A 12,096-nucleotide genomic window follows, 5' to 3' on the forward strand; every position below is an offset into this window, starting at 1 on the left:
TGGGCGTACCTGGCGGAGGCCGCGCTCGAGCGTGGCGAGACGATCACCGCCTACGCATACGCCCGCACCGGCTACCACCGCGGCCTCGACCAGCTGCGGCGCAACGGGTGGAAGGGCTTCGGCCCGGTGCCGTTCGAGCACGAACCGAACCGCGGATTCCTGCGGTGCGTCGCCGCTCTCGCCCGGGCCGCGCAGGCGATCGGCGAGACCGACGAGCACGCCCGCTGCCTCGACCTGCTCGAGGACTGCGATCCGCGGGCCGCTCGTGAGCTCGGCGTCGAATAGGCGCCTGCTCGACCGAACCGAGATCCGCCGCCGCCTGCGGGGACCGGCGGCGAGACTGCGCAGGTCGGCTCTGCCGATCGTCCAGTGCGCGCTCGCGGCCGGTTTGGCCTGGTGGGTGGCGACCGGTCCGGTCGGGCACGAGCGTCCCTTCTTCGCACCGATCGCCGCGGTCGTGTCCCTCGGGTTGTCCCTGGGCGCGCGGCTGCGGCGATCGGTGGAGCTGGTCTGCGGCGTCACGATCGGCATCGGGGTCGGCGACCTGATCATCTCGATGATCGGCAGCGGTCCCTGGCAGATCGCGCTGGTCGTGGTGATGGCCATGTCCACGGCGGTACTGATCAACGGTGGCGTGATCTTCGCGATGCAGGCCGGCAATTCCGCGGTGCTGGTCGCCACCCTGATCCCGCCCGGAGGCACCGGGGGCATCGACCGGATGGTCGACGCCCTGGTCGGCGGCCTCGTCGGGATCGCGGTGGTCGCGATGGTGCCGACCCACCCGGTTCGCCGCGCGCGGCGCGACGCGGCGGGGATCCTGGCGACTGCCAGGGACGTGCTGTGGAAGGTCGAGGCCGGGTTGGTGGAGAACAATCCGAAGCCGATCGACGAGGCGCTGCAGCAGGCCCGCGCGACGCAGCCGGCGATCGACGGGATGCGCACCCACCTCAAGGGTGGCCGGGAGATCAGCCGGATCTCCCCGCTGTACTGGAACACCAAACCCCGGCTCGAACGGCTGACGGCGGCGGCCGATCCGATCGACAACGCGATGCGCAACATCCGGGTCCTGGCCCGGCGGTCGCTGTCGCTGGTGCGCGACGACGAGATCCTCGACCCTCGGCTCGTTCAGCGCATCCAGGACATCGCGAAAGCCCTCGACGTACTCCGCGAGATGATCCTCGCGGAGCCGGGGGATCAACCCGATCAGGCCGAGGCCGCGCGGGTGTTGCGCAGCGTCGCCCGCAAGATGAGGCCGGAACTGATCGAGGGTGCCGGCCTGTCCGCGACGGTGGTGTTCGCGCAGTTGCGTTCACTGATCGTCGACCTCATGCAGGCCGCGGGCATGGAACGCATCTCCGCGATCGCGACCCTGCCGCCGACCACGGACACTCCCGCCTATCGTCCCGAGCTCGTCAGCGACTACGACCCCGAACCCCGTCCCACCTCGGATGACGGGAACCGATTTCCGGCCTGACCGGGTGACGGATTCCCGTCCCCCACAGCGGGAGTATTGAATACATGCGCATGTGTGCATATGCTGTCCGGGATTCGGAGGGAGAGTCATGGGGGCCGGTCACGGGCATTCACACGGAGTGGGACGCGAGAACGGCGGCGTCGGTCCTTCCAGGACGACGATCCGCCGGATGGCGATCGCGCTCGGCATCCTCGTCGGATTCCTGATCCTCGAAGCCACCGTCGGCCTGCTGATCGGGTCGCTGTCGCTGCTCGCCGACGCCGGGCACATGCTCACCGACGTCGTCGGCATGTCGATGGGATTGGTCGCGCTCCTGCTGGCACGACGCGGCAGCACCGCCGCAGCCCGCACGTTCGGCTGGCACCGCGCCGAGGTGCTCACCGCGATGGCCAATGCCGTCCTGCTGCTCGCCGTCGCGGCCTGGGTGTTCTACGAGGCGATCGAGCGCATCGGTGACACCCCGGAACTGCCCGGGCTGGCGATGATCCTCACCGCTGCCGCCGGACTCGCCGCGAACCTCGTGGTGATGTACCTGCTGCGCAGCGACGCGAAGGACAGCCTCGCCGTCCGCGGCGCCTACCTCGAAGTGCTCGCCGACGCGGTCGGCAGCGTCGGCGTCCTGATCGCCGGTGCGTTGATCATCGGCTTCGGCTGGGACTACGCGGACATCGTCGTCGGCGTGCTCATCTCGCTGTGGGTCGTGCCGCGCGCGTTGAAGCTGGCCGCTGCTTCGCTGCGGATCCTCACGCAGGCGTCGCCGGCGCACCTGGACGTCGACGCGGTCCGCGCGGACCTCGCGGCCCTGCCCGGCGTGGCCGGCGTCCACGATCTGCACGTCTGGACTCTGACGACCGGAATGGACGTCGCGACCGTGCACCTGGTCAGCGACCACGACTCCCGATGGGTCCTCGACTCCGCCCGCACCGTGCTGTCCGGCCACGGCCTCGACCACGCGACCGTGCAGATCGAAACCGTCGTCGACGGACGCCGGTGTGAGGACGACGTCACCTGGTAGGCGGTCAGGTCAGCCGCAGCGTCCACCTGCCGTCACGGGCGTGCAGCCGGGTGATGCTCACCGGCCGCACGTCGACGCGCCAGAACGCCGAGACCGGAGCTCCCAGCGCACAGACCGTCGCGGCCCGCACCACCGACGGGTGCGTCACCGCCAGCCACCGGCCCGATCTGCCCGCCATCGTGTCGAGCCAGCATCGGGTTCGGTCGAGCAGCGTCGCGATCGATTCGCCGCCGTGCGGCGCCGCATGCGGATCGGTCAGCCAGACCGCGAGATCGGCCTCGGGCACCGCCGACATCGGCCGGCCCGTCCACGTGCCGTAGTCGAGTTCCCGCAGTGCCGCGTCCGGTTCCGCGCACATCCCCAGCGCAGCTGCGGTCTCGACGGTGCACCGCTCCGGTGCGCTCAGCGTGTGGTCGACGGCGGGCGCGTGGACGCGCCGGAGTTCGCGCCGGCCCCGATCGGACAGTGGGTCGTCGGCGGGGAAGCGCACGTCCGCGAGCGCGTCGGTGGACGCGTGGGCCAACAGCAGCAGGCGCAACACGAGCGATATTCGACCACAACGGTCTTCCGCTTGACATGCGCGGTGGCGCAGTGCAATTGTTCGGCGTACGCATGTGTCGAGGTGCAGGCAATCCGGTGGGAAACCGGAGCGGTCGCGCCACTGTGACCGGGCCGATGGTCCGGGAGCCAGAAAACTCCCTCGGCGCGTGACCTTTTCGATGGGACGCGTCAATCCCGAGGAGGCTCTTTCATGGCTGTCGTTCATCTTCCGGACGAGTCGCTGGGCAACGCTGCGCTCGCCGCGGCCGTCACCGCGACGATCCTGTTCGCATTCGTGGTGCTCTACCTGGTCGGATTCGATCAGGGCGCGATCTCCCGCAGCGGCATGTTCATGCACGAACTGATGCACGACGGCCGGCACCTGCTCGGTCTGCCGTGCCACTGAGCGCGGGTGGATCGATGCACCCCGCCACAACCGAATCGAAGTCCCTTCCGCTGACCGGCAGTTTCGTTCAGCTCCTGCTGCGCGGCCTGCTGGCCGGTCTCGTCGCGGGCCTGCTCGCGGGGTCGGTCGCCTTCGTCGTCGGCGAACCGCACGTCGAGGCGGCGATCGCCCTCGAGGAAGCGGCAGCGGATCACCGGCACCCGCACGACAGTGCAGAAGCTCAGGGCCACAGCCACGGTGAGGATGCCCTGGTCGGCCGCACCGGGCAGAAGGCCGGCCTGTTCCTCGCGACCACCCTCGCCGGCCTCGCGCTCGGCGCAATCTATGCGTCCGTACTGCATTTCGCTCGCAGGCACTCCGCGCTGTCCGGATGGTCGCTGGCACTGGCGACGGCGGCACTGGGCTGGGTCGCGATCGAGGCGGTTCCGTTCTTCGAGTACCCGGCGAATCCGCCCGCCGTCGGCGATCCGGAGACGATCGCCCAGCGCACCTGGTTGTGGCTCGCCGCCGTCGTGCTCGGCCTCGTGGCCGTCGCGGTCGCCGTGATCGTCCGGAAGACGCTGGCCGCGCAGGAATTGTGTACCGTGCGCCTCGGTGCGCCGGTGCTCGCCTTCCTCGCCGTCGTGGTCCTCGGCTACCTGGTGCTGCCGGCGATCGACGAGGTCTCCGACGACTTCCCTGCGACGCTGCTGTGGGAGTTTCGGATCTCGTCCCTCGCCGTGCAGGCCACGCTGTGGGCCGGGCTCGGTGTCGCCTTCGCGTTCCTGACCGAACGCGCCGATCGCCGCACCGCGGTCGCCTGACCGATGGGACAGGGTCTGCTCGTCGCCGGAACCACCTCGGACGCAGGAAAGTCCGTGGTGACCACCGGGATCTGCCGGGCCCTGTCCCGCCGCGGACTCGCGGTCGCGCCGTTCAAGGCGCAGAACATGTCCAACAACTCCATGGTCACCGTCGATCCGGTCACCGGCACCGGCGCCGAAATCGGCCGGGCCCAATGGATCCAGGCGGTCGCCGCCCGCGCGACCCCCGAGCCCGCCATGAATCCGGTGCTGCTCAAACCCGGCAGCGATCGCACCAGCCACGTCGTCGTCATGGGTGCACCGGCAGGTCGTCTCCAGGCCGGTGAATTCGCCGGTGGCCGGAAACATCTCGCCGAGGCGGCGTTCGCGGCGTTGGACGACCTGCGGTCCCGTTTCGACGTCGTCGTCTGCGAAGGTGCGGGTAGCGCCGCCGAAATCAATCTGCGTGCACACGATTACGTGAACATGGGACTGGCCCGGCACGGCGGGATGCCGACGATCCTGGTCGGCGACATCGACCGTGGAGGTGTGTTCGCCTCCATGTACGGCACGCTGGCGTTGCTCGACCCCGACGACCAGGCGCTGATCCGCGGTTTCGTGATCAACAAGTTCCGCGGCGACGTAGGGCTGCTCCGCCCGGGTCTGGACTCGCTGGAGAAGCTCACCGGCCGCCCGGTGCTGGGCGTGCTGCCCTGGCAGCGCGACCTGTGGCTCGACTCGGAGGATTCGCTGGCGCTGACGTCGCGTCCCGCCCACGACGGCGCAGGCTCGCTGACGGTGGCGGTCGTGATGCTGCCGCACATCAGCAATTTCACGGACGTCGACGCGCTGTGCCTCGAGCCCGACGTGCGGGTGCGGTTCGTCGACGATCCGCGGGCGCTGGCCGGCGCCGACGCGGTGATTCTCCCCGGTACCCGCGCGACCCTCGCCGACCTGGCATGGCTGCGGTCGCGGGGGCTCGACGTCGCACTGCTCGACCACGCCCACCGCGGCGGCGCGATTCTGGGGATCTGCGGAGGGTTCCAGATGCTCGGCGCGGTGATCGACGACCTCGATGGTGTGGAAGGGGTTGCGGGGGTATCTGCTCGGGGGCTCGGGTTGCTCGACGTGCGTACTGTTTTCGCGCGCGAGAAGGCGCTGCGGCTGCCGGCGGGGTCGGCGCTCGGTGTCCCCGCGTCCGGGTACGAGATCCACCACGGGCGGATCACCGTCGGCAGCGGCGAGGAGTTCCTCGGCGGCGCCCGATCCGGGTCGGTGTTCGGCACGATGTGGCACGGCAGTCTCGAGGGCGACGCCCTGCGCGCGGCCTGGCTGCGGGAGGTCGCGAGGGCGGCCGGTCGTCGGGTGCGCACGGGCGCAGTGAGTTTCCCGGTCGAACGGGAGGCGCGGCTCGAGGTGCTGGCCGATCTGATCGAGCAGCACGTGGACGTCGATCGTCTGCTGGGCATGCTGTCGGACAGGTCGCGACTGCCCACGCTGACCGGGGTCCTGGCGTGACCGTCCTCGTCCTGGGCGGAACCGGCGAGGCCCGTGCGCTCGCGGAGCACCTGCAATCGGACGGCACCGCGTTCGTGTCCTCCCTCGCCGGTCGGGTCACGGACCCGCGACTGCCGGTCGGGGAGGTCCGCATCGGGGGCTTCGGCGGGGTCGAAGGCTTGCAGAAGTTTCTGCGGGACAACGCGATCGAAGCCGTCGTCGACGCCACCCACCCGTTCGCCGCCGGCATCAGCGCGAACGCGGTGACGGCGTGTATGAGGGAGGGTGTCCCGTTGTTGCGGCTCGCACGCCCGGGCTGGGCGGGAACCGCCGGATCCGATACGTGGACGTGGGTCGACGGGCACGACGAAGCGGCAACGGCCGCCGCCGGCGGCGACCGCGTCTTCCTGAGCACGGGACGCCAGACCCTGCACCGATTCGTCGGTCCGCTCGCCCGGCACGAGACCCTGGTGCGGGTCGTCGACCCGCTGGACATCGAGGTGCCGGCCCGATGGACGGTGCTGCGCACCCGCGGGCCCTACACCCGCGAGGGCGAGCGAAACCTGATGCGGGAACACCACATCGACACCCTTGTCACCAAGGATTCGGGCGGCACCTACACCCGCGCCAAGCTCGACGCGGCGGCCGAACTCGGGGTGCGGGTGATCGTGGTGCGCCGGCCCGCCGTGCCGGAAGGGGTCGACACGGTCGCGACCGTCACCGCTGCGGTGTCGTGGGTGCAGCGCCGCTGAACTGTCAGCGTTGCCGAACTGTCAGAGTTGTGGTCCCTCGGCGCGTAGATCGTCGACCTTGCGCATCGCCTCCCGCAGCTCGGCGAGCCACGCTTCGCTGTGCTGCCCGGCCAGTTTGACGGTCCAGCTCAGGGCATCCGCCCGGGAGCGTGCCACGCCGGCGTCGACCAACGTGTCGAGGACCTTCCGTTCGGGTTGGCGGAGTCGCGTCATCACGGGAACAGCCAAGTGGGTGAACAGAACTCGGCGATCGCCGAGGGTGACACCCCACGCGACCTTCCGGCCGTAGCGGGCCTCGGCCTCGTCGGCGATACGCATGCGCTCGCCGCGGGTGGTTTCCCGGAAGCGGGCGATGCGCCCGTCCGCGGTCGCGTCGCTGTTCTCGTCGGGTGGGGGAAGCGCGCCGACGACGACGATCTCCTCCCGATCCACCTCGACCTCGGCGGGGCCGGTGAACCAGTCGTCGGGTAGTCGCCCGGCGAACCATTCGGCCGCGTCGGACGCATCGGGGATGTCGGCTTGCTGCCAGCCGCCTGGGCGGCCGAATCGCCTGTAGTTAGTCATGATGGTCCTCCCAGGGACCGATCGGCAGGTGCGTGTTGCACTGATTACAACGTTACACCGATTCGCCACGTGGGGGCAGCCGTGTTGCTGCAAGACTGCGGTCATGGCCGAGAACAAGACCAAACCCACCACACAGTCCGTACCCACCACACAGTCCGTGCCGGAATTCCTGGAAACGGTCGAGCACCCGGTCCGGCGGGCCGACGCCTGGACGCTGCTCGACCTGATGAGCGAGGCGACCGGAGAGCAGGCGGTGATGTGGGGACCGTCGATGGTCGGGTTCGGGAGCTACCACTACCGCTACGCCAGCGGCCGGGAAGGCGACGCACTCGCCGTGGGCTTCGCCCCGCGGAAGACGAACCTTGCGCTCTACGGACTCACCGTCGCGCCGGGGGCTGCGGACCTCCTCGCGACCCTCGGCAAGCACAAGACCGGTGCGGCGTGCCTGTACATCACGAAGCTCGCCGACGTCGACCTGATCGTGCTGACCGAACTCGTCCGCATCGGGTACAGGCACATGGCGACGGTGGAGCACCGGCCCTAGGCATCTACCGACCGGCGGCGAGCGCCGTGGCAACGGCCACGGCGAGCGCTCCGGCCCCGACCCGCGCCGCGAGCCGGGCGGTGCGGCCGATATCGCCGGGCACCGGGTGCGGGCCGTCGCCCAGGGTGCCGCGGTCCTCGACGCGCCCGTGGTAGACGTTGACGCCCCCGAGCGTGACACCGAGGGCTCCGGCGAACGCGGACTCCACCGGCCCGGCGTTGGGACTCGGGTGCTTGTGCGCGTCGCGCCGCCAGATGCGCAGCGCGGCCCCGGGGTCGTCGCCGAGCAGCGCCGCCAGCAGCGCGGTGAGACGTGCGGGCACGAGATTCACGGCGTCGTCGAAACGTGCGGAGGCCCAGCCGAACCGATGGAACCGGGGGGTGCGATGGCCGACGCGGGCGTCGAGGGTGTTCGCCGCCCGGTATCCGAGCAGTCCGGCCGGACCGAGCAGCGCCCCCCACACCAGTGGGGCGACGACCGCGTCCGAGGTGTTCTCGGCGACGGATTCGATGGTGGCCCGGGCGATTCCGTCGGCGTCGAGTTGCGAGGGGTCGCGCCCGACGAGATGGGTCACCTGGATGCGGGCGGCGGCGAGGTCTCCGCGGTGGAGCTGGTCGTCGAGGGTGCACGCCTCGCGGCCGAGCGATCGCCCGCCGAGCACCGCCCATGTCGCGGCGGCGGTGACCGTCGTGTTCAACAGGGCATGTCGCCGGGTGGCACGGTCGGCGGCGTAGCCGAGCGCAGCGGCGCCACCGACCAGAACAACGGTGAACAACGTTCCGGCACAGCGAGAGTCGGCATACAGTCGGCGTTCGGTGGCGCGGGCGATCGCCCCTAACCCGCTCACCGGATGCCCGCGTCGCGGATCGCCGAAGATCCGGTCGGCCACGTATCCGAGGGCCAGTCCCGCCGCCCTCATCGGATGGACCGCCACGCGTCGACGAGCGCCCCGGTGGTCTGCGGGTCGCGCACTGCGATGCGGATCCAGTCCTCGCCGAGGCCGGGGAACGTGTCGCCGCGCCGCACCGCGAACCCGCTCGCGCGCAGCTTCTCCCGGGTGTCCTCGGGAACCCGCGCCAGCACGAACGGTCCGGCGGGATCGCCCGCGACGGGAACACTGAGCGCGTTCAGCTGATCGACGAGAAACTCTCGGTTAGAAGCGATCTCGGCTGCGATGGCCTCGGATTCGGAGGTGGCCTGCGCCGACGCGCAGGCGATCATCGCCGCCGCGGCGGGGGTCGACACGGACCACGGCGGCTGGTGCACGGCGAGATCCCCGATCACCGCGGCGTCGCCGACGACGTAACCGGCCCGCACCCCAGGGATCGCCCACGTCTTGGTCAGTGACCGCACCACGACCAGTCCCGGAACGAACGCGCCGGCCAGTGTTTCCGGTTCGCCCGGTACCGCGTCCATGAACGCCTCGTCGACGACGACCACGCGCCCGGGCCGTACCAGCGACCGCAGCGACCCGGCCGGATGGAGCACCGACGTGGGGTTGGTCGGGTTGCCGACCACCACCAGATCGGAGTCGTCGGGCACGCGGACCGGGTCGAGCACGAAACCGTCCTCCGGCCGCAGCAGGACCCGGTGCACGGTGTGCCCGGCGGCGATCAGCGCGGCCTCGGGCTCGGTGAACTGCGGGTGAACCACCACCGGCTTGCGCCAGGGCCGCGCTCGGGCAATCAGAGTGAAGGCCTCGGCGCCACCGGCGGTGGGCAGCACCTCGTCGGCGGTCCGGCCGTGACGTGCGGCCAGGGCTGCGCGGGCCGCACTCGGATCCGGGTATCGGCTCAGCTCGTCGAGTGAGGCGCGCAGTGCGTCGTCGAGCCAGACCGGACGCGGTCGCCGCGACACGTTCACGGCCAGGTCCACCAGCCCGGGGGTGGCTTCGCGGTCGCCGTGGTGATGCAGGTCGGGGGCCTTCGTCCGCAGTCGGCGCGGGGGTGCGGGGACGGGTGTCGCGTCGCGCACGGCGTCGGCGAACCGCTGCGCGAGCGACGGGTGCCCGGCCCAGTGGGTGTGCAGGTACGACGCGTGCAGCGTCGCGGTCGCGAACCCGTCGGGTCGCCCGTCGAGCAGCCAGGCCGGATCGGTACCGGGATCGACGGTGGTGCGGTGGAATTCGTGGCCGGTCACGCGAGTACCGGTCACGGCGAGAAGGTGGTCGGCGGGCGCGATCGCGGTGCGGTAGCCGAGGGTCAGGCGCGGCGTCATCCGGGCGGAGGCGTCGAGCACCCCGACCATGTCGGCGCCGTCGACATCACGGCACAGATACAGCAATCCCGCGCACTCGGCGACCGTCGGGACCCCGGCGGTGATCGCACTCCGCAAATGGTCGCGCAGAGGTGTGTTCGCGGACAGGTCCGCGGCGTGCACCTCGGGGAATCCGCCACCGAGGTAGATGCCTGCGGTGCCCTCGGGAAGCTGTTCGTCGCGCAGCGGATCGAACACGACGGTGCGACATCCCGCGGCGCGCAGCATCTCTTCGGTCTCGGTGTAGCGGAACGTGAAGGCGCGACCGCCGGTGATCGCGACGACCGGACCGTCATCCTCCGTGCCGGCGCCGGGGGACCACGGCTCCGCGTGCAGATCCGGTGCGCTGCGGGCGATCCGGACGATCTCGGCGAGGTCGACGTGCGCGGCGATCCGGTCCGCGAGCCGGTCCAGCTGCCCGGCCGCCTCGCCGCGCTCCTGCGCCGGCACCAGCCCCAGATGCCGGGACGGGGCGCTGATCCCGTCGTCGCGGTGCAGGACGCCCAGCACGGGGATCCCGGTCGGTTCCAGCGCGGCGGTCACCTCGTCGGAATGCCGCTGCGACCCGGCCTTGTTGAGGATCACCCCGGCGATGCGGACGCCCCGGTCGTAGGACGCCATGCCGTGTACGACCGCCGCGATCGACCGCGACGCGTGCGAGATGTCGACGACGAGCACCACGGGGGCCTGCAGGAGCGTGGCGGCGTGGGCGGTCGAGGCGAACCCGTCGGTACCGAGCATCCCGTCGTACAGGCCCATGACGCCTTCGACGATCGCCAGATCGGCACCGGCCGCTCCGTGCAGGAACAGCGGCGCGACCAGGTCGGTGCCGACGAGGTGCGGGTCGAGGTTGCGGCCCGGGCGGCCGGTGGCGAGGGTGTGGTAGCCGGGATCGATGTAGTCGGGTCCGATCTTGTGCCCGGACACGACGTGACCGGCCACGCGGAGTGCGGCCATGAGACCTGTTGCAACGGTGGTCTTTCCGTGCCCCGATGCGGGAGCGGCGATCACCAGCCGCGGTATGGCTACCATGCTGTGCCTACCATTCGATGCCCTTCTGGCCCTTCTGCCCGGCATCCATCGGATGCTTGATCTTGGTCATCTCGGTGACCAGGTCCGCCGCGTCGACGAGCTTCGGGTGGGCGCGGCGACCGGTGATCATCACGTGCTGATGTCCGGTGCGGTGGACGAGGGTGTCGACGACCTCGTCGATGTCCACCCAGCCCCAGTTGATCGGGTAGGTGAACTCGTCCAGCACGTACAGCCCGTGCTGTTCGGCCTCGAGCCTGCGCCGGATCTCCCGCCATCCGGCGAGGGCGTCGGCGGCGTGGTCCTCCTCGGTGCCGTCCTTGCGCGACCACGACCAACCCGACCCCATCTTGTGCCATTCGATGGCCCCGCCGGTGCCGTCTTCGTCGTGCAACGCCCCGAGCGTCTCGAACGCGGTCTGCTCGCCGAGCCGCCACTTCGCGGACTTCACGAACTGGAAGACCGCGACCGACCAGCCCTGGTTCCAGCCGCGCAGCGCGAGACCGAACGCGGCCGTCGACTTGCCCTTGCCGTCGCCGGTGTTGACCATGAGCAGCGGCCGGTGCCGGCGTTGCCGGGTGGTGAGACCGTCGTCGGGTACCGCGATCGGTTGTCCCTTCGGCATCAGGCGGCTCTCCCTCGGATCGCGGTGGTGATGGCGTCGGCCTGCACGTCGCCGACCGCGACGTACTCGGCACCCAGACGTTCAGCGAGATGTCGTGCGAGTCCCATCCGGAACCGGCCGGTCTCCGAGTCCAGAACCACGGAGGAGATACCCTGTGCGGCAATGAGTTCGGCGGCTGCGAGCGAACGGTTCACGGCGTCGGGCCCGGCGGTGGCGCGACCGTCGGTGACGACGACGAGCAGCGCCCGCCGGTCTGGATCGCGCAGACGGTGCCGTCGAATGGTCTCGGCGGCCTCGGCCAGGCCCTCCGCCAACGGCGTGCGGCCACCGGCGGGCAGTTCCCTCAACCGGGCCGCGGCGACGTCGACGGAGTTGGTCGGCGGCAGCAGCAGGTGCGCGCCCTCACCGCGGAAGGTCACCAGACCGACGGTGTCGCGGCGGCGGTAGGCGTCGAGCAGCAGCGACAGGATCGCGGTCTTCACCTGCGTCATCCGTGCTTTCGCGGCCATCGACCCGGAGGCGTCGACGCACAGCAGCACCAGGTTGGTTTCCTTGCCTTCGATCACCTTCCGCCGCAGCTCCCACCCGTGTGCCTTTGTGGCGGTCCCAGCC

14 protein-coding genes and 1 riboswitch are annotated in these 12,096 nt (G+C 70.7%); of the genes, 8 read left to right on the top strand and 6 right to left on the bottom strand.

Annotation, left to right across the window (positions count from 1 at the left end):
• From I0Q12_RS22480 to I0Q12_RS22490, 3 genes are all read left to right on the top strand, one after another.
• On the top strand, nt 1-285 hold a 285-nt coding region (locus I0Q12_RS22480; RefSeq protein ID WP_231611220.1), incomplete at its 5' end, for a DUF3151 domain-containing protein.
• A gap of 4 nt (nt 286-289) precedes the next feature.
• Entirely contained in the window at nt 290-1,474 is a 1,185-nt protein-coding gene (locus I0Q12_RS22485; RefSeq protein ID WP_197254946.1) for an aromatic acid exporter family protein, read from the top strand.
• Nucleotides 1,475-1,562: 88 nt separating this feature from the next.
• Complete coding sequence (locus I0Q12_RS22490; RefSeq protein ID WP_197254879.1) at nt 1,563-2,489, top strand: cation diffusion facilitator family transporter; 927 nt, start codon at nt 1,563-1,565, stop codon at nt 2,487-2,489.
• Between the two features lie 4 nt (nt 2,490-2,493).
• Here the strand turns inward: I0Q12_RS22490 and I0Q12_RS22495 are convergent, their stop codons facing one another.
• Nucleotides 2,494-3,039 (bottom strand): histidine phosphatase family protein, encoded by a 546-nt coding sequence (locus I0Q12_RS22495; protein ID WP_197254947.1) that lies wholly within the window; start codon nt 3,037-3,039, stop codon nt 2,494-2,496.
• A gap of 80 nt (nt 3,040-3,119) precedes the next feature.
• A riboswitch (cobalamin riboswitch) is annotated at nt 3,120-3,184 on the top strand.
• A gap of 56 nt (nt 3,185-3,240) precedes the next feature.
• Here I0Q12_RS22495 and I0Q12_RS22500 point away from each other — a divergent pair.
• From I0Q12_RS22500 to I0Q12_RS22515, 4 genes are read left to right on the top strand one after another with little or no spacing between them, the layout of a single operon-like run.
• The gene (locus tag I0Q12_RS22500) at nt 3,241-3,435 is read left to right on the top strand and encodes a CbtB domain-containing protein (RefSeq protein ID WP_197254881.1); all 195 of its coding nucleotides are present in this window, start codon (nt 3,241-3,243) and stop codon (nt 3,433-3,435) included.
• 14 nt (nt 3,436-3,449) lie between these two features.
• A complete protein-coding gene (locus I0Q12_RS22505) occupies nt 3,450-4,238 on the top strand; it encodes a CbtA family protein (RefSeq protein WP_197254882.1) in 789 nt (262 codons plus the stop codon).
• 3 nt (nt 4,239-4,241) lie between these two features.
• Nucleotides 4,242-5,735: a cobyric acid synthase gene (locus tag I0Q12_RS22510; protein WP_197254884.1), complete on the top strand. Its 1,494-nt coding sequence runs from the start codon at nt 4,242-4,244 to the stop codon at nt 5,733-5,735.
• The gene (locus I0Q12_RS22515; protein WP_197254886.1) at nt 5,732-6,466 is read left to right on the top strand and encodes a cobalt-precorrin-6A reductase; all 735 of its coding nucleotides are present in this window, start codon (nt 5,732-5,734) and stop codon (nt 6,464-6,466) included. Before I0Q12_RS22510 ends, I0Q12_RS22515 begins: the two co-directional genes overlap by 4 nt.
• Nucleotides 6,467-6,487: 21 nt before the next feature.
• Here the strand turns inward: I0Q12_RS22515 and I0Q12_RS22520 are convergent, their stop codons facing one another.
• Entirely contained in the window at nt 6,488-7,030 is a 543-nt protein-coding gene (locus I0Q12_RS22520; RefSeq protein ID WP_197254888.1) for a hypothetical protein, read from the bottom strand.
• Nucleotides 7,031-7,133: 103 nt separating this feature from the next.
• On the opposite strand from I0Q12_RS22520, the gene I0Q12_RS22525 reads away from it, so the two are divergent.
• Nucleotides 7,134-7,574 carry a DUF1801 domain-containing protein gene (locus tag I0Q12_RS22525; protein ID WP_197254890.1) on the top strand — a complete coding sequence of 147 codons (441 nt, stop codon included), beginning with the start codon at nt 7,134-7,136 and terminating at the stop codon, nt 7,572-7,574.
• A gap of 4 nt (nt 7,575-7,578) precedes the next feature.
• Here the strand turns inward: I0Q12_RS22525 and I0Q12_RS22530 are convergent, their stop codons facing one another.
• The 4 genes from I0Q12_RS22530 to I0Q12_RS22545 form a co-directional block, all read right to left on the bottom strand.
• Entirely contained in the window at nt 7,579-8,493 is a 915-nt protein-coding gene (locus tag I0Q12_RS22530; RefSeq protein WP_197254892.1) for a cobalamin biosynthesis protein, read from the bottom strand.
• Nucleotides 8,490-10,862: a cobyrinate a,c-diamide synthase gene (locus I0Q12_RS22535; RefSeq protein WP_197254894.1), complete on the bottom strand. Its 2,373-nt coding sequence runs from the start codon at nt 10,860-10,862 to the stop codon at nt 8,490-8,492. Before I0Q12_RS22535 ends, I0Q12_RS22530 begins: the two co-directional genes overlap by 4 nt.
• Nucleotides 10,863-10,869: 7 nt before the next feature.
• Complete coding sequence (gene cobO, locus I0Q12_RS22540) at nt 10,870-11,484, bottom strand: cob(I)yrinic acid a,c-diamide adenosyltransferase (protein ID WP_197254896.1); 615 nt, start codon at nt 11,482-11,484, stop codon at nt 10,870-10,872.
• Nucleotides 11,484-12,096 (bottom strand): VWA domain-containing protein (locus tag I0Q12_RS22545; protein ID WP_197254898.1); only part of this gene is annotated, 613 nt, incomplete at its 5' end. The genes cobO and I0Q12_RS22545, both read right to left, overlap by 1 nt.

This window comes from Rhodococcus sp. CX (assembly GCF_015865005.1).
In the GTDB taxonomy this organism is placed as follows: Bacteria; Actinomycetota; Actinomycetes; order Mycobacteriales; family Mycobacteriaceae; genus Rhodococcus.